Source organism: Campylobacter concisus, assembly GCF_902460705.1.
GTDB classification, from domain to species: Bacteria; Campylobacterota; Campylobacteria; order Campylobacterales; family Campylobacteraceae; genus Campylobacter_A; species Campylobacter_A concisus_Z.
On record NZ_CABPUP010000003.1, the window covers coordinates 48,290 to 69,317 of the forward strand.

The following is a 21,028-nucleotide window of genomic DNA, read 5'->3' on the forward strand; positions in this document are numbered from 1 at the left end:
TAAGGAGAATTTATCTAAAATATTAATCTTTAAATGCAGCAAAAATATTTTTCTACTCAAATAATATAAAACTAATTTTTCTTGATTTTTATTTTTTTAATTTTGTCTTTAACTACGTAAAATTTTAAAATCGCACTCGAGTAAAAGTCTTTATAGAAACCTAAAAATTTAGGCTCTTTCTTAGTGCAGATAGCTGCAAACACGCTCTCAAGGTCTATCCTCTCTTTTTGTGTCAAATTTTCCATCTATTTTCCTAATAACTTTCTCATCTTATTGATAACAAATAATATTTCATCGTCGTCAAGCTCACAAAGCAGTTTGCAAACTGCTGCAGCAGCTTGTGGCTTTGAGTTGCCAAGCCTCCAATCTTGATATGTTCTCATTGGTATACCAAGCTCTTCTGCCATTTTTGCTTGTGAAATTTTCTTACCGATATTTTTTGCCTCAACTGCATTGTGAAGCAAATTAAATATATCACTTGTTTCAATCATTAAAGTATTATACGGATTATTTTATTAAATATACATAAAACAATATACAAATAATAGTAATACGTATAAATAAATTAAAATATATTATATATTATACTATAAAACATTTTATTAATACGTAAAAACGTATAAAAATATTAGAATGTAGAGGTAATATAAAAATTTTTAAGTTTATTTAATTGTTTTTATAATTTAATTTTTGAAAAAGCTTATACAATTAATATTAAATAAGCTTAGTTATGCAGACTAAAGATACATAAATAAATTATTTTAACTTAAATACTTGACATTGATAAACTAAAGTTGTATAATCCGCTTAGCAATTAAAAAGAAAGAGTGCTAAAAGTGAGTAAAACAAATAAACGTGATTTGATACTAAATTCTATCATTGAGGCTTATTTGCAGGACAATATGCCTATTGGTTCAAATGAGCTTGGTTCTCGTATGAGCGCGGCTATTCCGGCTTCTACGATACGCGTTTATTTTAAAAAACTTTCAGATGAAGGTGAGATCACAAAGCTTCACATTAGTAGCGGTAGAATTCCGACAATTGCTGCGATGAGAAGATATTGGAGTGAAATTTTTGCTATAAGTGATATAAATTTAGAGATAAATGATGCCGAAGGATTGAAAAAGTTATGTGATGAATTTGAGCTTTATTGCATGATTTTTGGCACAATCGATAATGAATTGCTAGAAATTTTAAACTTAAATGATAGATATATGATCTTAAATTTTGGTGAAGATGAGATCGTTATTAAATTTGATGCTAGGATGTATAAATTTTTAAGTAATCTTGCTGGAGTTAGTTTAAACAAGCTTGAGCTTATCTGCTCTCAAGTTGGCTTAAGCGAACTAAAAAGTAAAATAAGAGAGCTTAAAAGGACTAAAATTTACTTCCAAGAAAATGAAATTTTAGCCTTTGATATGTTTAAGGATAGACGTTTTAAGATGGTTTTTGACCCAAGTTTTAGCTTACAAATGGATGAGAAACTTACATTTTCTCCTATGTTTGATGAAAATTTTATGGGGCTCAAATTTAGTACAAACTATCTTGGCAACGAAGCAGAGATGATCTGTGCTGGCAGTATTTATACTGACTATGTGAAATTTATAAATCTAATAAAGGAGGCTGCGTGAGCGAAGAGATAAAAGAGCAAAACCTACCTGAGGTTGAGCCTGTGCAAGAACTAGCTAATGATAGTGTAAATTTAGACGCACTTGGCGATATTTCAAAGGTTGAGAAACTTGAAAAAGAGCTCGGGGAGATAACTGATAAATATTATAGAGCAAATGCTGAGTTTGAAAATATCAAAAAGCGTTATGAAAAAGAGAAGACGGACGTTGCAAACTATGCAAATGAGAAATTTGCTAGGGACTTGCTACCAGTCATAGATGCTCTTGAGATCGCTGCAAATTTTGATCCAGAGGATGATGAATTTGCCAAAAAGATCAAAGAGGGTATTTTGATAACTATAAATCAGTTTAAAAAATGCTTTGAAAAGCATGGCGTAAGCGAGATACCAACTGACACTGAGTTTGATCCGAGCGTGCATAATGCTGTTTTAAGGGTCGATAGCGAAGAGAAGCAGAGTGGTCAAATCGTGCAAGCTTTGCAAAAAGGCTATATGATAAATGGTAGGGTTTTGCGCCCAGCTATGGTCAGTGTAGCAAACTAAATTTATAAAAATAAAATCTAATAAAAAGGAAAGAGATGTCAAAAGTTATAGGTATAGACTTAGGTACAACAAACTCTTGTGTGAGCGTTTTTGAGCGTGGCGAGAGCAAGGTTATCCCAAACAAAGAGGGCAAAAACACAACTCCATCAGTTGTTGCTTTCACAGACAAGGGTGAAATTCTAGTAGGTGACGTTGCAAAACGTCAAGCAGTTACAAACCCTGAAAAAACGATATATTCTATCAAACGTATCATGGGTTTGATGAGCAATGAAAAAAATGCTGAAGAGGCAAAAAGCCGCTTGCCATATCACGTCGTAGATAGAAATGGCGCTTGCGCAGTTGAGATCGCTGGTAAGGTCTATACTCCACAAGAAATTTCAGCAAAAATTCTTATCAAACTAAAAGAAGACGCTGAAGCATACCTTGGTGAAAAGGTAACAGATGCGGTTATCACAGTACCAGCTTACTTTAATGATAGCCAAAGAAAAGCTACAAAAGAGGCTGGAACGATCGCAGGACTAAACGTGCTTCGTATCATCAACGAGCCAACAGCAGCTGCACTTGCTTATGGTCTTGATAAAAAAGAGGCTGAGAAAATTTTAGTTTACGACCTAGGTGGTGGTACATTTGACGTTACAGTGCTAGAGACTGGTGATAATATCGTTGAAGTTTTGGCAACTGGCGGTAACGCATTCTTGGGCGGCGATGACTTTGATAACAAGATAATCGACTGGCTAGTAAGTGAGTTTAAAAATGAAAATGGTATTGATCTAAAAGGCGATATCATGGCGCTTCAACGCTTAAAAGAAGCAGCCGAAAATGCTAAAAAAGAGCTAAGCTCAGCTCAAGAGACTGAGATAAATTTACCATTTATCACAGCTGATGCGACTGGTCCAAAACACCTTGTCAAAAAGCTAACTCGTGCTAAATTTGAGGGCATGATCGACTCACTTGTGGGCGAGACTATCACTAAGATAAACGAGGTAACAAAAGACGCTGGTTTAAATAAAAGTGACATCAAAGAGGTCGTAATGGTCGGTGGTTCAACTCGTGTGCCACTAGTTCAAGAAGAGGTTAAAAAGGCATTTGGTAAAGAGCTAAATAAGAGTGTAAACCCTGACGAAGTCGTGGCTATCGGTGCTGCGATCCAAGGTGCGGTTATAAAAGGCGACGTTAAGGATGTGCTACTTCTCGACGTAACTCCACTTAGCCTTGGTATCGAAACACTTGGCGGCGTGATGACAAAGATCATCGAAAAAGGCACAACCATACCAACTAAAAAAAGCCAAGTCTTCTCAACTGCTGAAGATAATCAAAGTGCAGTTACTATCATGGTTTTACAAGGTGAGCGTGAGTTTGCAAGAGATAATAAATCACTTGGAAATTTTAATCTTGAAGGCATCCCAGCAGCTCCAAGAGGTGTTCCTCAAATCGAAGTTGAGTTTGACATTGACGCAAACGGAATTTTAACCGTTTCAGCAAAAGATAAAGCAACTGGCAAAGCTCAAAACATCACTATCTCTGGATCAAGCGGCTTAAGCGAAGAAGAGATAAATAGCATGGTAAAAGACGCCGAGCTTCACAAAGAAGAGGACAAAAAGCGTAAAGACGCAGTCGAAGCTAGAAACCAGGCTGACGCACTAGTTCATCAAACTGAAAAGAGCATGAGCGAGCTTGGCGAGAAAGTCCCAGCTGAAGATAGAAGTAACATCGAAGCTGCGTTAAATGATCTAAAAGAGGTCTTAAAAGATGAAAATTCTTCAAAAGAGCAAATCGATGCTAAAGTAGAAGCTCTAAGCAAAGCTAGCCACAAACTTGCAGAAGCTATGTATAAAAAAGATGAAAATGCTGGAGCAAACGGCGGAAATAATAAAAAAGACGATGACGTTATAGACGCTGAAGTCGAGTAAAATTCCTAGAGCAGGGCGCTTGCCTTGCTCTTTTATAAATTTATCTTCATGAATCCTTAAGATTGATTCAAAATAAGCAGTTTAAATAGTTAAAATTTATATAATGCCAAACAAAAAGGCAAAAAATGTACTTATTTTTTCTGATTACTCATTTAATTTGTGCCATTGTATTTATAGGATACGTATTTTTCGATGTTTGCATATATCCGTTTGCTAAAAAAACGGTTGATGCTAAAACCCTTGAAATAGTTAAAAAGGCCTACACAAAAGGCAGCGCAAAGGTTTTTGGCACAGCATTTTTATTGCTTTTAATAAGTGGCGCTTATATGGCAAAAGACTATTTTGGAGGTGAGCTTGGCTGGTGGCAAAGCAACTTTCAAAAGCTACTGCTTATAAAAATTTTTGTTTTACTCATAATGTGCCTTGTAACTTTTATCTCTGTTTTTAATGTCGTTATTTTAAAAAAGCCTGATCCATTTGGTAAATTTTCACATTTAATAGCTCTAGTGCTTTGCCTGATAATGGTCATTTTAGCAAAAGTAATGTGGTGGGCTTAAAAATTTAGCTAACAAATCTAAGTAAATTGCCAGCTAGAAGTTAAAAATTCTTTAATCGATACTCTTTAACTTATCTTTATTTAGCCCTTCTTCTATGCGTTTTATCTCTTCACTTCCGTCTCTTACGACGTTTTTGTCAAATTCCAAGTAGTCATTTATCTTTTTTGGATATTCAACGTGACTTAGGATAAATTTAAAGACATTTAGCCTAGCTTCTTTTTTGTTATCGCTTGAGACGATAACCCATGGCGAAATGCTATTGTGAGAGGCAAGAAGCATAGAATATTTAGCGATAGAGTATTGATCCCAAAGTTCTTGTGCTTTTTGATCAACGGGTGAAATTTTAAACTGCTTTAACGGATCATTTTGTCTCTCTTTGAAGCGTTTTTTCTGCTCATCTTTTGTGATTGAAAGATAAATTTTAAAGAAAATTATGCCGGAGTTTATGATCATCTCTTCAAATTTTGGCACTTCACGTAAAAATTCCTTATGCTCTTCTTGCGTGCAAAAGCCCATCACTGGCTCAACACCAGCTCTATTGTACCAGCTTCTATCAAAGATCACGATCTCTCCAGCACTTGGCAGATGAGTCACATATCTTTGAAAATACCACTGCGTTTTTTCGACATCACTTGGCTTAGCAAGCGCTACTATACGGCAACCCCTTGGATTTAGATGCTCGGTTAAGCGTTTTATCGTTCCTCCTTTACCGGCTGCGTCGCGCCCTTCCATTAACATAAGTACTCTAAGGCCTTTTTCTTTTACGTAATTTTGAAATTTTAAAAGTTCAATTTGAAGCAGTCTAAGCTCTTCCTCATAGCCAAGTTTCTCACTTTTTTGGTGTTTTTTGTCTTTTGACATCTTTGCTCCTTTAAAATTTCACATATTTTCACGATTTTACAATAAAATAGAATAAATTTAGGAATTTAGACTAAAATCATCTTTTTTAATTTAGCAAGGATTAGTATGTTTTTAAAATTTCTTTTTTCGATTATTTTATTTGCAGGCTCGCTTTTTGCCGAGGTTTTAGATGTTAGCAAAGCCTTTGTTTTAACTCCAAGCGTTGATAGTCAAAATGTTGAAGTGAAGTTTAACTTTGGTGAAAATATCTATCTTTATAAAGATAGTTTTGAGATTAAACTAGCTGGCAAAAAGATAAATGAGCTATTAAATTTGCCAAGTAGTGAAAATACGGGAGAATACGAAATTTATCCAAAAGATTTTTCGATTTTTATCCCATTAAATTTAGTAAAAGAAAATCTTTCAAATGGCAAAGCAATACTTGACATTAACTATCAAGGCTGTGCTAAAAACGGTATTTGTTACCGTCCACAAAGCAAAATTTATGAGATAACTGACCAAGCTGGAAAATTTAGTATCGCCACTTTTAAAAAAGAGCAAAAAAGCGATACCGACAGCTTTGATGAAGAATTTTCTAGCGAGCAAGATATTGCAAATGGGCTTGGAGATAAAAATTTCTTTATCTCGCTTCTTACTTTTTTTGGTTATGGTCTCTTGCTTTCACTAACACCTTGTGTCTTTCCGATGATACCGATACTTTCAAGCATAATTGTTTCAAAAGGTGCTAATTTAAATGCAAAAAAAGGCTTTTTATTATCATTTATCTATGTTGTCGCGATGAGCCTGGCTTACGCACTAGCTGGAGTTGCAGCTAGCCTACTTGGCTTTGGTATCGCAGGCGCTTTGCAAAATATCTATGTACTTGGCGCTTTTGCAGCCATTTTTGTCATTTTAAGCTTTAGTATGTTTGGATTTTATGATATAAAATTGCCAGCAAAATTCGAAAATTTGATAAGTAAAAAATCGCAAAATAGTTCAGGCTATGTTGGAATTTTTATTATGGGCTTTGCCTCAGCTCTCATCGTATCGCCTTGTGTAGCAGCACCATTAGCTGGTGCGCTTCTTTATATTGCCCAAAGTGGAAATGTCTTTTATGGTGGCATTATGCTTTTTGTCATGGGGCTTGGCATGGGCGTGCCGCTACTTATTATTGGGCTAAGCTCTGGAAAGCTCTTACCAAAACCTGGTAGTTGGATGGATGAAGTGAAAAAATTATTTGGTTTTTTGATGCTCATCATGGCGGTTTGGATCCTTGCACGTGTGCTCGGAGAATTTTTTGAGCTATTAGGATATGGCATTATAGGCGTTTTTATGGCAGTTTATTTTGGGGCATTTGAAGTAGCAGAGCAAAGCTGGACTAAGTTTAAAAAAGCGTTTTTTATCCTAGTTTTTATATATTCAGTTATGCTAATAGTTGGTTCATTTTTGGGTTCAAAGGAAGCTTTTTCTCCGCTTTCTGGACTAAATTTGGCAAAAAGTGATAGTGTGTTAAAATTTAATTCCGTTAAAAATTTAGATGAACTAAATGAGATAATAAAAAACTCAACCAAACCTGTTTTAGTAGATTTTTATGCTGATTGGTGTGCAAGCTGCAAAGAGATAGAAAAGATCACTTTTAAAGATATTGACGTTATGAATGCTTTGGCAAATTTTGTACTTATTCGTATCGATGTAACAAATGGCGGATCACAAAATGATGAGATGCTAAGAAATTTTGGGCTTATTGATCCGCCTGCGCTCTTGTTATTTAGTGGTGGAGATGAGCTAAAATTTCTTAGAACTATCGGTTTTATAGATGCTAAAAATTTTCTAGCAAAGCTTGAGAAGATTAAATAATCTTGTCCTTGCTGTTACAAAGATCATTTAAGATACACTCATGGCAAAGCGGTTTTTTGGCTTTACAGGTGTAACGTCCAAAGAGCACCATGGCTTGATGAAGTTTGCCAAGATCTGTTTTAAAGGCATGGCTAAGATCAGCTTCAGTGGCTTCTGGCGTTTTTGCATGGCTAAGATCAAGTCTGTGCGCCACTCTAAAAACATGCGTATCAACAGCCATAACATTTGCATTTGTAGCTTCTAAAAGTACGACATGAGCGGTCTTTTGTCCAACTCCAGCAAGGCCTTTTAGCTTCTCTTCATCAAGTGGAATTTCTCCATTATAAAGCTCAACCACGCTGTTTGCCATTTTGATTAAATTTACCGCCTTGTTATTAAAAAAGCTACACGAGTTTATCATTAGTTTTAGGCTCGCTAAATTTGCGCTAGCTAGCTCATAGACATCTTTATATGCTTCAAATAAAGCTGGAGTTATTAAATTTACTCTTTTATCAGTGCACTGGGCTGAGAGCATGACACAGACAAGTAGCTCATATAAATTTCTAAATTTAAGCTCGCTTTTAGCGTCTTTAAACTCTTCTAGAAGTCTTCTTTTTATCTCTAAAATATCTTTTTTTGTTCTCATTTTCGTATTTTACCTTATTTTCTTAAGTTAAATGAAAAGTTATCGCTTTATTTGATATAATCTTGCCCATAAAATCAATTTTTTAAAGGATTTATATGAAAAAATTTTTGTTTCCAGTAGTTTTAAGTTTAGCTGCAGCTGTCACTCTAAATGCAGCAGTAGTTGCAACAGTTGATGGTGATGCTATAAGCGATAGCGATATTTCAAGCCTTTTATCAGCAGCCATGCCAGGATTTGACGCTAGCAAGCTTCAACCAAATGAGAAAAAACGTATAATTGACGATCTAATAAATAGAAAACTTCTTTTAAAAGATGCTAAGTCAAGCGGTATCGAAAAAGATGTAGAGTACATCAAAGCTGTAAAAGCAGCGCAAGAAGGCATCGCGGTTGAGCTTTATATGAGAAAGCTTTTTGACGGCATAAAAGTAAGTGATAACGAACTAAAAGATTTTTACAATAAAAACAAAGCAAGTATGAACGAGCCAGCTCAAGCAAAAGCAAGGCATATCCTAGTTGAAGATGAAAAAACAGCAAACGACATCATCGCTCAACTTAAAAATTTAAAAGGTGAGGCGCTAACTAAGAAATTTGCAGAGCTAGCAAGTCAAAAATCAATCGACAAAGGCTCAGCAGCACATGGTGGTGCACTTGGCTGGTTTGGTCAAAGCCAAATGGTAAAACCTTTTGCAGACGCAGCATTTTCAATGGCTAATGGCACAGTTTCAACTAAGCCAGTTAAAACTCAGTTTGGCTACCATGTTATCTTGAAAGAAGATGGTAAAGCTGCTGGTACTGTAAGCTTTGAGCAAGCAAAAGCGGAGATCGAGCAAGCTGTTAAAATGGAGAAATTCCAAGCTGCTGTTAGACAAAAAAGTGAAGCTCTACGCCAAAAAGCAAAGATAGAATATAAGTAAAATTGGAGGATAAAATGGGCGTTTTAGATATCGTAAAACCTGGTGTTTTAAGCGGAGATGATGTAACAAAACTTTATGCTTATGCCAAAGAGCAAGGTTTTGCAATACCTGCTGTAAATGTCGTAGGTAGCGACTCAGTAAATGCTGTTTTAGAAGCGGCAAAGGTTGCTAACTCGCCTGTTATCGTTCAGTTTAGTAATGGCGGTGCAGGTTTTTACGCTGGTAAAGCCTGCGAAAACGCAGCCGTTCTTGGTGCGATCGCTGGAGCAAAACATGTTCATCTGCTTGCTAAGGCTTATGGCGTGCCAGTCATTTTACACACTGACCACGCTGCTAGAAAACTTTTGCCTTGGATAGATGAGCTAGTAAAAGCAAGTCATGAGTATAAAAAAACTCACGGCGTGCCGCTTTTTAGCTCTCACATGCTTGATCTTAGCGAAGAGAATATCAACGAAAATTTAAGCACGTGTGAGAAGTATCTAAAAGAGCTTAGCGAGCTTGGCATCAGCCTAGAGATCGAGCTTGGCGTCACTGGTGGCGAAGAGGACGGCGTGGATAACACAAGTGTTGATAATGCGCTTCTTTACACTCAGCCAGAAGATGTCGCGCTTGCTTATGAAAGACTAAGTAAGATAAGCGATAAATTTAGCATCGCAGCTAGTTTTGGCAACGTTCACGGCGTTTATAAACCGGGCAATGTCGTGCTAAGACCAGAAATTCTTAAAAACTCACAAGCCTATGTCGCTAAGAAATTTAATACAAAAAGCGAGAAGCCAGTAAATTTTGTATTTCATGGCGGTAGTGGTAGCGAGCTAAAAGATATCAAAAATGCTGTGAGCTACGGCGTTATCAAGATGAACATTGACACCGATACGCAGTGGGCATTTTGGGATGGCGTACGCGAGTATGAGGCTAAAAATAGAGCATACTTGCAAGGTCAGATCGGCAACCCAGAGGGCGACGATAAGCCAAATAAAAAATACTACGATCCAAGGAAATGGCTAAGAAGTGGCGAGGAGAGCATGGTTAAGCGTCTTCAGACTGCTTTTAGCGACTTAAACTGCCTAAATAGGAACTAATCCTATGCAAAATCAAAATGATTTTAGTGAGCTAAGCGTGCCAAAAGAGCGCCAAGCTCACTCTTTCTTTGTCTTTTTTAAAGTTATCTTTATCCCTTTAGCTATCTACATCTTGGCGATACTAGCGTATCTTGGCGTTATAAATTTTCAGATGAAGCTTCACACCATCGTGATGATGGGCTTTATACTCTTTGTCGCTTTTATCTTTTCACGTCACAGCGCTTTGGTCGCTTACTCAAATTTCTTAGCAAATGCCAAAGACTACAAGATAAGGCTAAAAGAATTTATCATCTCGCATCTCTTTGAAATTTCAAACGTCAAAAAGGCAAACGCTAAATTTGAAGATTTTTTTGAGAGCTATACAAGAAATTTTAGAAATGACAACCTAGCAAACATCGGTCAAGCAGTCTTTCCTATGCTTGGAATTTTAGGCACATTTATTAGTATCGCTATTTCTATGCCAAGCTTTAGCTCAAGCACTGCAAACGGCCTTGAAAAAGAGATCGCTATACTGTTAAATGGCGTGGCTACGGCATTTTATGTATCGATTTACGGCATATTTTTAGCGCTTTGGTGGATGTTTTTTGAAAAGATCGGCATTAGCAAATTTGAGAGATTTTACAGCGAGCAAAAAGAGCTAAGCCGTGAGTTTTTCTGGCAGGAAAATGAACTAAATGCAAATTTTATGAAAGCATCTGTTGGCTACTTTAAAGATAGTCATGACGCTTTTAAAATGGTGCTTGATGATAAATTTTTAAGAAATTTAAACGATCAGGTAAATGAAAAATTTGACAGACTAAAAGAGCTTTGCGAAATAGAGAAAAATATCATAAATCAAAGCAAGGCTGAGCTTAGTGCAAACCTTAAAATGCTAAATGAAGCTAGCCTAAAACAAGATGAATTTGTAAAAATCCACTCTGATATGCTAAAGGCAGTAAGCGCGTTTTCTAATGCCTTTAAAGATATGGAGGTTAAAATTTTAACCGAGCATGCAAAGCTTGGCGAAATTTTTAGTAGAAATTTAAACGCTACAAAAGAGAGCCAGATAAAATTTGAGCAGACTATAAAGAGTTTTGACAAGGTTTTAAGAGAATTTTCTCTCTCTTTGATGAAAGAGCAAAACGACGCACTAAAGGAATTTAGAGCCTCGCTCGTGGAGAGTGCGACGATATTTAAGGCAGCGTATGAGCAAGAGGGCAGGAGCTTGGAGCGAGAAAAAGAGCGCGAGAGCCTCATAGCTGAGCTTAAGAAGAATATAGACGAGATCGATAAAGAAGCAAATTCTGTAATAGAAAAAATCGAAAATCTAGTGCAATGAAAATAAACAAAAATAACGAGGATCAATCGAGCTTTTGGGTTTCGTACGCAGACTTGATGGCGGGTCTGCTCTTTGTTTTTATGCTGCTTATCGGCGCTGTCGTCGTAAAATACGTCCTAACTCAAAACACTCTTGAAAATAAAGAGCAAGCCATCATCGCAGCACTAGCAAATTTAAAAGACGCTCAGGGTAGAAATTTCACCCTTGAAGAGCTAAATGATGCCCTAAAAAGCGAGCTTTCAAAGATAAGCGACGAAAATATAAATTTGAAAAAATCAAATGAAATTTTTGTTATCCAAATAGACGCTCTCAAAGAAAAGCTGGCCCAGCTCATAGAGGAAAACAAAGACGCTAATACAAGCATAAAAGAGCTAAATGCCAGCATTTTTGATCTAAATCAAAAGATGATCGTGCTAAATGATGAAATTTCATCAAAAGATAGAGCACTTAGTGACGCAAACGAGAGCAGTGAGAAAAATTTAGCCAAGATCGCCTTTTTACTCGAGCAAGTGAGCCAAAGAGAGGCTAGATATGATGAGCTTTTAAGGGATCTAAATATCACTCGCGATAGAGTGAAAAATTTAACTGGTATCAGAGTAAAAGTGATCTCAGCCCTAAAGGATAGGCTAGGCTCAAGCATCGAGATCGATCCAAACTCAGGTGCGCTAAAGCTTAGCTCCTCAGTACTTTTTGATAAGGGCAGTGCGGTCTTAAAAGAAGAGGTCAAAGAGGAGCTAAAGGCCACGCTTAGTAAATATTTCGACGTGCTTTTAAATGATAAAGATATCGCGTCAAACATTGATCAAATCATAATCGAAGGCTTTACAGATAGCGACGGAAGCTATATTTATAACTTAGAGCTTTCGCAAAAAAGAGCATACGCGGTGATGGAGTTTATAAATTCATTTAGTGGTGATACTCGCCTTAGAAAGTTGCTTGTCGCAAGTGGTCGAAGCTACAACGAGCTAGTTTTTAAAGATGGAGCCGAGGACAAGGACGCTTCAAGACGCATAGAGATCAAATTTTCACTCTCAAACAAAGAGGCTATCAACGAGATAGAGAAATTTTTGGAGTTTAAGGGTGATTGATAAAATTTGCTTAAGAGGACGAGAATTTTGGCTTTTAAGAGATGATCTGTTAGGCGAATTTAATGGTAACAAAGCAAGAAAGCTAGAGTATTTTTTAAACGCTGATCTTAGCGGCATAAAAGCCATCGTTTCTCACGGCTCAAGCCAGTCAAATGCGATGTATAGCTTAAGCCTTTTTGCTAAGATAAAAGGGCTTAAATTTTACTACGTCGTCTCTCATCTAAGCTCAAATTTAGAGCAAGATCCAGTTGGAAATTTCAAATTTGCACTTGAAAATGGCATGGAAATTTTTGTAAAAGAGGAGCGTGAGAAATTTGCTAAAGAGCTAGCCAGAAGCAAAAATGCACTCTTTATAAACGAGGGCGTGGCGCAAAGTGAGGCTGAGCTTGGCTTTATCACGCAGGCACGTGAGATCAATGAGTGGAGCAAAAAAAGTGGCATAAGTCCTGATATCTTTTTACCCTCAGGCACTGGCACAAGCGCATGCTATCTGGCAAAACACACCGATCTTAGCGTTTTTACAACTCCTTGCGTGGGGGATGGCGACTATCTAAAAAAGCAAATTTATGAGCTAGATAAAAACAGCAAAGTGCAAATTTTAAATCCCCCAAAGAAGTATCATTTTGGAAATTTATACCCAGAGCTTTATGAAATTTGGATAGAGGTTTGCAAAAGCGGCGTGGAATTTGATCTAGTGTATGACCCTGTTGGCTTTATCACGCTTTTTGCAAATTTAGATAAGTTTGGAGCTGAAATTTTATACATCCACCAGGGCGGAATTTTAGGTAACATTACACAAAGACAAAGATACGAGAGAAAATTAAAATTAAAGGAGCATGGATGAAATTTTTTCATAGTAGCGACGCTGATTTTGAGAGTAAATTTTTACAGCTGGTTAAACGAAGTGATAATGATATGAGCGCTGTAATGCCAGTGGTTGCAGGCATAATAGATGAGATAAGAAATGATGGTGATAGTGCACTTTTTGCCCAGATAGCTAAATTTGATAAATTTAGCGTTACAAGTAAAAACGACATAATAATCGACGTAAAAGAGATGGAGGCTGCCTATAATTCGTTAGATAATGCTCTGAGGGTAGCTTTAAATTTAGCTCACGATAGGATAAAAAGCTATCATGAGCGTACAAAACCAAGCGACTGGACATATAAAGATGAGCATGATATCTTGCTGGGTGCAAAATACACAGCGGTTGACCGCGCTGGCCTTTATATCCCAGGTGGCAAAGCGGCTTATCCTAGCTCGCTTCTTATGAATGCGATCCCAGCGATCGTAGCCGGCGTAAAAGAGATCGTAGTTTGCACCCCAGCACCAAATGGCAAGGTAAATAACTTACTTCTTGCGGCAATGCACCTTTGTAATATAAAGACAGCCTTTAAAATAGGCGGCGCAAGTGCGATCGCAGCGATGGCATACGGAACCGCAACGGTGCCAAAAGTAGATGTCATAACAGGACCTGGTAATATCTACGTAGCGACTGCTAAAAAGCTAGTTTATGGTGACGTAAATATTGATATGATCGCTGGTCCCAGCGAGATAGGCGTCATCGCTGATGATAGTGCCGATCCTCGCCACATAGCTATCGATATGCTCTCACAAGCCGAGCACGACGAGATAGCAAGTGCCTTTTTGATAACGCCGGTAGAGGCTTTTGCAAGAGCGGTGCAAAGACACATCGAAGATGAGCTAAAGACACTAAAACGTGAAGCGATTGCAGGTGCAAGCATAAGAAATAAAGCTGCAATAATAGTGGCAAAAGATTTAAAAGAGTGTTTTGCACTCATGAATGAGCTTGCTGTTGAGCACCTAGAGATCGCTACAAACGATGCTTTAAGTTATATTGATGATGTGACTCATGCAGGCGCTATATTTTTTGGACACTTTACGCCTGAAGCGATGGGGGATTATATCGCTGGGCCAAATCACACATTGCCAACTGGCGGAAGTGCGAGATTTTACTCACCGCTTGGAGTTGAAAATTTCATGAAGCGAAGTTCGATCATTTCAGTGAGTAGAAAAGGTATCATGCATATTGGCAAATCATGCATGCAGCTAGCTGAAGCTGAGGGGCTAACTGCTCATAAAAAATCAGTCGCAGTGAGGTTGGAAGACTAAAGATAAAATAGATTTTATAAAGATTTTGCAACTTTTTATAGAATTTATAGTAGAATCGGTAGCGAATTATTAAAAAGGAGTTGTTATGAAGTTAGGAACTTATACTGCAAACCAGGCTTCAGGAAACTATTATTTAGATCAAGCAAAAAATAGCGAGAAGAAAGCGCTAAATGCTATCTCTGCAAACAGCGAGATCAAAGCTTCAGGTGCAAATTTGCAAATCGCAGAGAGTTTGCTTTCACAAACAAATGTCTTGAACGAAGGTTTGGCAAATGCAAACGATATGATCGGTATGCTTCAAATCGCTGACTCAACGCTTTTAAATTTAAGTAAAAGTACGGATAGAATAGGTGAGCTTTCAAGTAAGCTCACAAATCCTACTCTCTCGGCAAATGAACAAAAAGGCATAAAGAGCGAAATCAACGCACTAAGAAATGCTATGAATGATAGCGTAAAAGAGGCTAAATTTAACGGTAAAAACGTATTTGATGCTGAGCTTGGATTTTTTACAGGCGAGAGTACAAAAAATATAAATTTGGGCACAAATGCTCTTTTAAATGTAAAAGATGACGGCTCAAATACAGGTGAAATTTTAAAAAATATAAATTCACTTCGCTCAGAGATCGGATCAACACAAAATGCTGTATTTAGAGGCATAAATGCTCTAGCCGCAAGGAGCGTGGCAAATGCTAATAGTGTAGAAAATCTTGATAGCAGCGATATCGCAAAGAGCTTGGAAGAAAATTTACAAGCAAATTTAAAGCTACATGCTGCGAGCTTAGCCAAAGCTCATGATACTACGAGCTTGACCGCAAAACTAGATAAACTTCTAGCTGAATAAATTTTTACCGGTCTTGCACCGGTAAATTCTTTTTTAGTTTCTAATAAATTTTTATAATGATTCTATCTTGTTTGGATGAAATATGTTTATAGTTTAGATTATAGGTATAGGCATATTGAGGAATTTTGATGCTAGATTTTCTCGAGTTCGGGCAAACCCAAACCATTTTTATGATAACAAGCAAAAATATCACGGCTTGTATCTTTTAAATTTTTATAGCAACGCAAAAAATAAATTTTAAGAGGTATAAATTTGTAAGACCAAACGGTCTTACAAAAGTGATTATTTTTTAGTGTGAGGGTTGTTTACTCTGCCACTATCGACAACTTGGAGTCCTACTGTGTCATATGCTGCGCCAAAGCCTTTTACGTATCTACCCTTTGTTGGAGTGAGTTTTACTATATAGAAATCTTTCATCTCTTTAATAAATGCAAGTGCTGATTCATTTGCAAAGGCACTCTCAAATTTGGAAATAAATTCATCTCTTACACTGTCGCTTATGAATTCAGCTTTTGCTTCAAAGCTTACTCTTACACGAGCAAATAGACTTTTTGCATCTTTTTCATCCTGAATAAAAAGGAGTGAAATTTTATCTGGGTTTTGTTTTATTGAGTGGTAGTGATCTGCTACTGATGATATGCAGATATAAAACTCATCGTTTTCTTTTATGAAAGGTGAATACGACGAAACCGCTTGTCCGTCAAGAATGCTTGAGATCACAACAGTCTTAAAGCTATTTATAAATTTCATCATTCCGCCTTGCACACTAGAGCTGCTTGTATCGCCCTTGATGCTCATATAAAGTTCTATGATCGACTCTCTAAAACCATCTCCACCTGCTTTGCTTAAAAATGGTACAAATGTTTTTGCCTGATCACATGTTATTTCCATGCCATCTTCGTTTATATCGGTCATTTTGACATTTGTAGGCTCAGCTACACCGCTAAATTTCTTACAAAACTCGATCACTATATCCAAATGATCTTTATTCATGTGGTTTAATGCTCTTTGTTTCAAAACTGTTCTCCTTATAAAAATAAAATTAAAAATCGCAAAATCATACTAAAGAAAACTTAAAATTGATTAAAATTATCATTAATATTTTTAAAGCGAGAATTAAGCTTATTTTTTTAAAATTACGAGTCATTAATGACATTTTAGAAAATTTATGGCTTTTATTTAAAGATTATATTTTCTGCTTATTTTTGTTTCTTTTTGCTGTTTTTAGCCATTTGTATTAAAAGGAAATTTATGCAGGGTAGTACCAAGCTTACCGTTTTGCTGATTATGCTCATTGTTTTGCTCTCTTTTATCTCGCTTAGTATAGGCGGTTCTGACATAAGTATGAGTGAGATTTTAAATTTTATATTTAATAACAAAATAGACGATATGAAAGAGACCATCTTGTTTGACATTAGACTACCAAGACTTGTAATGGCTCTGCTTATAGGTATGCTTTTGGCTAGCTCGGGTGTTGTAACACAAAGCGTCTTTTTAAATCCGCTTGCAGACCCATATATCATCGGCATAGCCGCATCTGCGACATTTGGAGCAGTAGTGGCATATCTTCTTGGCTTATCTGAAATTTATTATGGTATCTTTGCCTTTTTGTCTTCGAGCCTGCTTACACTTGCCATTTTTGGAGTTTACAATCGTAGTCGCTCTATTGCTACACTTCTTATAATTGGTATCGCTTTTTCATCATTTCTAGGAGCATTTACGAGTTTTGCGACATATCTTATAGGTGAAGATAGTTTTAAGATAGTGGCATGGATGATGGGTTATTTAGGTTCTGCTTCGTGGCAAAAGGTCGGCATTATCGCTGTTCCGCTTATCTTTTGCATGATATATTTTTATCTAAAACGCTTTGAGTTAACGATACTTTTAAGCGGGGAAGACGAGGCAAAAAGCCTTGGTATAGATGTCGATGCACTTAAGAAGCGTCTGCTTGTCATAGCCTCGCTCACGGTTGCTTTTTCAGTAGCATTTACCGGTATGATAGGCTTTGTGGGGCTTATCATTCCACACTCTTTTAGAATGCTTTTAAATACCTCAAACAACGCTATTTTGTTACCACTTTCTACTCTTGGAGGAGGAGCGTTTTTACTAGCTTGTGACGTGGTAGGGAAGAGTGTTTTAAGTCCGGTCGAAGTGCCAGTTGGCGTTATTAGTGCGTTTTTTGGAGCGCCTTTTTTTCTATTTTTAGCACTTTATCTAAAAAGGAGTGTGCATTGAGCGTAGAAGTATCAAACTTAAGCTTTTCATATGCGCAAACAAGTGTGCTAAAAAATATAAGCTTTACCGCCAAAAGTGGAAAATTTATAGGTCTTTTGGGCTCTAATGGATGTGGCAAATCAACACTTTTAAAATGTATCTTAAATTTGCTTTCTCCAAGCACTGGAAGTGTCAAAATTTTCGAAAAAGATGTACAAAGCTACAGCACAAAGGAGCTTGCGAGAACGACTAGTTTTGTACCTCAAAAAAGTGCACTTACTATGCCGTTAAGCGTTTTTGAGCTTGTTTTGATGGGTAGATATGCTCATCTAAAAAGCTCTTTTAGTGGTTATAGCTCTCACGATATTGCCCTAGTTGATGAGGCTTTGCAGACTTTTGGGCTCGCTAAATTTAAAGACCGAGTGGCAAACTCGCTAAGTGGTGGCGAATTTGCTAGAGCTTTGCTTGCTCGTGCAATAGTTAGCGAGCCTAAAGTTTTGCTGCTCGATGAGCCTACATCAGCCCTTGATCTAAGCCATGCTATAGAGGTATTAAAGCTTTGCTCGCATCTTACTCGTGAGCTAAATTTAGTCACCATAGCGGTGCTTCATGATCTAAATTTGGCCTCACTGATATGTGATGAAATTTTAATGCTAAAAGGTGGTGTTATAGCTCACAAAGGGAGTGTCAGAGAGCTTTATAATCCAGAAATTTTAGATGAACTTTATGGCCTTAAGGCAGATATCATATATAAAAATGATATGCCATTTGTTTTACCAAAATGATAATTTTAAAGGAGATTTCATGAAAAAATTATTTTTAGTTTTTGTTTTTTTACTTGGTTTTGGCGGTGTTAGCCTAAGTGCTAAAAATATCGTTGTGCTCGATCCTGCAGTGGTTGAGATGATGTATATGTTGGAGGCTGAAGATCAGATCGCAGCTATTTCTACTCTTGAGTTTGGCAAGATTTGGCCTGAGGATAAGACTGAAAAGCTAAAGAGCGTTGGCACTTATACAAAGCCAAATTTAGAGCGTATAGTCGAGCTAAAGCCTGATCTTGTAGTTACTAGCTTTCACTCTGATGGTGTAAACGCCGACCTTGCTAAATTTGGTATAAAGACACTTACGATGCAGGCAAATAGCGTAGATGATATTTGCAAAAATATAGAAAAAATGGGCGATATCACAGGAAAAAAAGAGCGTGCTGGCGAGCTTGTGGCTAAGATAAAACAGGACTTTTTAAAATTTCAAAACTCAAATTTGAGCGGTAAGAAAATTTTAGGCGTTTATGCAGCTACCCCACTAGTTGCTTTTAACGATGCTAGCTTGCCTGGGGATATGTTTACTAAATTGGGTATTAAAAATGTAGCAGGTGACCTAGCTGGAGCGATGCCGATCGTTCAAAATGAATTTATCCTAGCGCAAAATCCAGACTTCATAATAGTAGTAGGCATGAAAGATGGTAGTGATTTTTTATCGCAAAATCCAGTGCTAAAAGCAACTAGTGCGGCCAAGAACTCTAAAATTTTAAACGTCCCATCAAGTCTTGTCTTGCGCGGTACGCCTCGCATAAATGAGGCCGCAAATGAGCTATTTAACATGCTTAATAAGTGAGTATAAATGTTTAACAAACGTATAAAAGGACATAGTGTAGCTCCTTCAAAAAGACCAGATATGGTGAGTGAAGATGAGTTATGGGAATTTTTAGAGAGTGCGCCAGATGAAAATGAAGGAGTCATCTATATCCATGTGCCATTTTGTGACAATATATGCTCGTTTTGCTCGATGAATAGGACAAAGCTTGAAGACGAGCTTGATGAATATACAAAATTTTTACTAAGCGAGATAGAAAAATACTCTGCCACGAACTACTTAAAAAGCAAGAAAATAGGTAGTGTCTATTTTGGTGGCGGCACCCCAACGATATTAAAAGAGAGACACTTAGAGCAGGTGATAAACGCACTTAAGGGCAGTTTTAATATCCTACCTGAGTGTGAATTTAGCCTAGAAAGTACGCTTCATAATCTAAATATAAGCAAGCTTCGCCTTTTAAACGAACTTGGTGTAAATAGGTATAGTATCGGCGTGCAAACATTTAGTGAGGCTGGCAGAAAGCTGCTAAATCGCACACATAGTTCAGATGGAGCCGTAAAACATCTACGTGATCTGCGTGAGAAATTTAGTGGAATGCTTTGTGTTGATATTATATATAACTATCCTAATGAAAGCATAGATGAGGTAGTAAGAGATGCTAAGCTAGTGCGTGAGCTCGGCATTGATAGTGCGAGTTTTTATTCGCTTCAGTTTTTAGATGGCTCGGTGTTAAGCAAGACTATAAGCGAGGATTACTATGACGTGGAAGTGGACAAGAGCTTGCACCACGCATTTTTAGACGAAATTTTAAGTCAAGACGACTATGAAATTTTAGAATATACAAAGGTGGCCAAAAAGGGTAGGGACCAATATAAATATATAAGACTATCTCACGTGGGTGCCGATGTCTTGCCACTTGGCAAAGGTGCTGGCGGCAGGCTAGGGGAGTTTGGTATCTATAACATGAGCCAAAAGATGAAAGTTATGGGTCGCATGACTGCTAGGCAGATGGAGTTTGATAGATTTGTAAATCTTTTTCAGTATCCGCAAATAAGCCTTGAGTGTGTTTTTAAATTTGTGAGCCAGACGTGTGCCAATGAGCTTATGGATCTTTTTAAAAAATGTGAGGAAAGTGGATATCTAAAAATCAAAAACGGCTCTTTAAATTTTACAAAAGATGGCGTATTTTGGGGAAATTCTATCGCAAATGCAGTGATGGAAATTTCTAAGAAGGAGTTTTTATGAAAAGTATTGTGATATATACATCAAAAAGTGGAAATACAAAAAAGATAGCAGAGGCTATTGCAGGTGAGCTTAGCTGTGAGGCGATAAATTTTGCCGATGCTGGCGAGATAAATTTGAGCGAGTTTGACTTTATCGCACTTGGATACTATATAGATCAGGGCTCGCCGGAGAAGGAATTTAAAAAATTTATCTCTCAAAGTGTAAAAAATAAAAAAGTAGGCTTTTTTATAACCCTTGGTGCTGATGTACCAAGTGCGCATGCCACGCAGGCGATAGATCAAGGCAAAGAGCTATTTATGCAAAATGGCAATGAAATTTTGCGCACGTTTATCTGTCAAGGTGCGATTGCTCCTGAAGTGATAGAGCAACTAAAAAAACTTGGTAAAGCTATGCCTGATGATCCGAGATTTGCTCTAACGCCTGAGCGACTAGAGCGATGGGAGCGAGCCAAAACGCACCCAGATGAGGCTGATGTGAAAGCCGCAAAGGAAGCATTTAGAGGGGTTAAAATTTAAACTCATTTTGTGCCTATTTTTGCTCTAAAATTTTTAATAATCCTGTAAATTTTTATTTTCATTAGTGAGTGTGCTGTGATTATGAGATGATAATCCATTCTCGCTAGTGAATAGGAAGCTAAAATTTAC

At 37.1% G+C, this 21,028-nt stretch carries 22 protein-coding genes; 17 read left to right on the top strand and 5 right to left on the bottom strand.

All coding sequences use genetic code 11. From position 1 onward, the window contains the following. Window positions 1–71: 71 nt before the first annotated feature. Together F3G75_RS09305 and F3G75_RS05225 are read right to left on the bottom strand one after the other, a co-directional pair. Window positions 72–245: a hypothetical protein gene (locus tag F3G75_RS09305; protein ID WP_180382092.1), complete on the bottom strand. Its 174-nt coding sequence runs from the start codon at window positions 243–245 to the stop codon at window positions 72–74. Next, window positions 246–491: a helix-turn-helix domain-containing protein gene (locus tag F3G75_RS05225; protein ID WP_149716817.1), complete on the bottom strand. Its 246-nt coding sequence runs from the start codon at window positions 489–491 to the stop codon at window positions 246–248. Window positions 492–836: 345 nt separating this feature from the next. Between F3G75_RS05225 and F3G75_RS05230 the strand changes: the two genes are divergently transcribed. From F3G75_RS05230 to F3G75_RS05245, 4 genes are all read left to right on the top strand, one after another. After that, complete coding sequence (locus F3G75_RS05230; protein WP_149716818.1) at window positions 837–1,631, top strand: HrcA family transcriptional regulator; 795 nt, start codon at window positions 837–839, stop codon at window positions 1,629–1,631. Continuing rightward, window positions 1,628–2,170: a nucleotide exchange factor GrpE gene (gene grpE / locus F3G75_RS05235; protein ID WP_107953211.1), complete on the top strand. Its 543-nt coding sequence runs from the start codon at window positions 1,628–1,630 to the stop codon at window positions 2,168–2,170. The genes F3G75_RS05230 and grpE overlap by 4 nt, the downstream gene beginning before the upstream one ends. A 35-nt stretch (window positions 2,171–2,205) precedes the next feature. Further along, window positions 2,206–4,080 (top strand): molecular chaperone DnaK, encoded by a 1,875-nt coding sequence (gene dnaK, locus F3G75_RS05240; protein ID WP_149716819.1) that lies wholly within the window; start codon window positions 2,206–2,208, stop codon window positions 4,078–4,080. A gap of 125 nt (window positions 4,081–4,205) precedes the next feature. Beyond that, complete coding sequence (locus F3G75_RS05245; protein WP_149716820.1) at window positions 4,206–4,637, top strand: trehalose-6-phosphate synthase; 432 nt, start codon at window positions 4,206–4,208, stop codon at window positions 4,635–4,637. Between the two features lie 51 nt (window positions 4,638–4,688). Here the strand turns inward: F3G75_RS05245 and ppk2 are convergent, their stop codons facing one another. After that, window positions 4,689–5,498 carry a polyphosphate kinase 2 gene (gene ppk2, locus F3G75_RS05250; protein ID WP_021091543.1) on the bottom strand — a complete coding sequence of 270 codons (810 nt, stop codon included), beginning with the start codon at window positions 5,496–5,498 and terminating at the stop codon, window positions 4,689–4,691. Between the two features lie 105 nt (window positions 5,499–5,603). Between ppk2 and dsbD the strand changes: the two genes are divergently transcribed. Then, window positions 5,604–7,334, top strand: a complete 1,731-nt coding sequence (gene dsbD, locus F3G75_RS05255) for a protein-disulfide reductase DsbD (protein ID WP_149716821.1) — start codon at window positions 5,604–5,606, stop codon at window positions 7,332–7,334. Here the strand turns inward: dsbD and nth are convergent. Beyond that, a complete protein-coding gene (nth, locus tag F3G75_RS05260; protein ID WP_149716822.1) occupies window positions 7,327–7,959 on the bottom strand; it encodes an endonuclease III in 633 nt (210 codons plus the stop codon). The genes dsbD and nth overlap by 8 nt on opposite strands. Window positions 7,960–8,054: 95 nt before the next feature. Here nth and F3G75_RS05265 point away from each other — a divergent pair, with 95 nt between their 5' ends. From F3G75_RS05265 to F3G75_RS05295, 7 genes are all read left to right on the top strand, one after another. Next, a complete protein-coding gene (locus F3G75_RS05265) occupies window positions 8,055–8,873 on the top strand; it encodes a peptidylprolyl isomerase (protein WP_149716823.1) in 819 nt (272 codons plus the stop codon). Window positions 8,874–8,887: 14 nt separating this feature from the next. Then, entirely contained in the window at window positions 8,888–9,952 is a 1,065-nt protein-coding gene (gene fbaA / locus F3G75_RS05270; RefSeq protein WP_149716824.1) for a class II fructose-bisphosphate aldolase, read from the top strand. Between the two features lie 4 nt (window positions 9,953–9,956). Then, window positions 9,957–11,270 (top strand): MotA/TolQ/ExbB proton channel family protein, encoded by a 1,314-nt coding sequence (locus F3G75_RS05275; protein WP_149716825.1) that lies wholly within the window; start codon window positions 9,957–9,959, stop codon window positions 11,268–11,270. Further along, entirely contained in the window at window positions 11,267–12,358 is a 1,092-nt protein-coding gene (locus F3G75_RS05280; protein WP_149716826.1) for an OmpA family protein, read from the top strand. The genes F3G75_RS05275 and F3G75_RS05280 overlap by 4 nt, the downstream gene beginning before the upstream one ends. Next, window positions 12,351–13,202: a pyridoxal-phosphate dependent enzyme gene (locus tag F3G75_RS05285; RefSeq protein ID WP_149716827.1), complete on the top strand. Its 852-nt coding sequence runs from the start codon at window positions 12,351–12,353 to the stop codon at window positions 13,200–13,202. Before F3G75_RS05280 ends, F3G75_RS05285 begins: the two co-directional genes overlap by 8 nt. After that, on the top strand, window positions 13,199–14,491 hold the full coding sequence (gene hisD / locus F3G75_RS05290) for a histidinol dehydrogenase (protein WP_149716828.1): 1,293 nt from the start codon (window positions 13,199–13,201) through the stop codon (window positions 14,489–14,491). Before F3G75_RS05285 ends, hisD begins: the two co-directional genes overlap by 4 nt. Before the next feature lie 85 nt (window positions 14,492–14,576). Next, window positions 14,577–15,332: a flagellin gene (locus tag F3G75_RS05295; protein WP_188115392.1), complete on the top strand. Its 756-nt coding sequence runs from the start codon at window positions 14,577–14,579 to the stop codon at window positions 15,330–15,332. 282 nt (window positions 15,333–15,614) lie between these two features. On the opposite strand, the gene F3G75_RS05300 is transcribed toward F3G75_RS05295, so the two are convergent. Beyond that, entirely contained in the window at window positions 15,615–16,349 is a 735-nt protein-coding gene (locus tag F3G75_RS05300) for a HugZ family heme oxygenase (protein WP_188115393.1), read from the bottom strand. A 234-nt stretch (window positions 16,350–16,583) separates the two neighbouring features. On the opposite strand from F3G75_RS05300, the gene F3G75_RS05305 reads away from it, so the two are divergent. From F3G75_RS05305 to F3G75_RS05325, 5 genes are read left to right on the top strand one after another with little or no spacing between them, the layout of a single operon-like run. Then, the gene (locus tag F3G75_RS05305) at window positions 16,584–17,567 is read left to right on the top strand and encodes a FecCD family ABC transporter permease (RefSeq protein ID WP_149716829.1); all 984 of its coding nucleotides are present in this window, start codon (window positions 16,584–16,586) and stop codon (window positions 17,565–17,567) included. Next, window positions 17,564–18,331, top strand: a complete 768-nt coding sequence (locus tag F3G75_RS05310) for an ABC transporter ATP-binding protein (RefSeq protein WP_149714950.1) — start codon at window positions 17,564–17,566, stop codon at window positions 18,329–18,331. The genes F3G75_RS05305 and F3G75_RS05310 overlap by 4 nt, the downstream gene beginning before the upstream one ends. 19 nt (window positions 18,332–18,350) lie before the next feature. After that, window positions 18,351–19,160: an ABC transporter substrate-binding protein gene (locus tag F3G75_RS05315; RefSeq protein WP_149716830.1), complete on the top strand. Its 810-nt coding sequence runs from the start codon at window positions 18,351–18,353 to the stop codon at window positions 19,158–19,160. Between the two features lie 6 nt (window positions 19,161–19,166). After that, complete coding sequence (locus tag F3G75_RS05320; RefSeq protein ID WP_149716831.1) at window positions 19,167–20,384, top strand: radical SAM protein; 1,218 nt, start codon at window positions 19,167–19,169, stop codon at window positions 20,382–20,384. Continuing rightward, on the top strand, window positions 20,381–20,899 hold the full coding sequence (locus tag F3G75_RS05325) for a flavodoxin family protein (RefSeq protein WP_149716832.1): 519 nt from the start codon (window positions 20,381–20,383) through the stop codon (window positions 20,897–20,899). Before F3G75_RS05320 ends, F3G75_RS05325 begins: the two co-directional genes overlap by 4 nt. Window positions 20,900–21,028 lie beyond the last annotated feature (129 nt).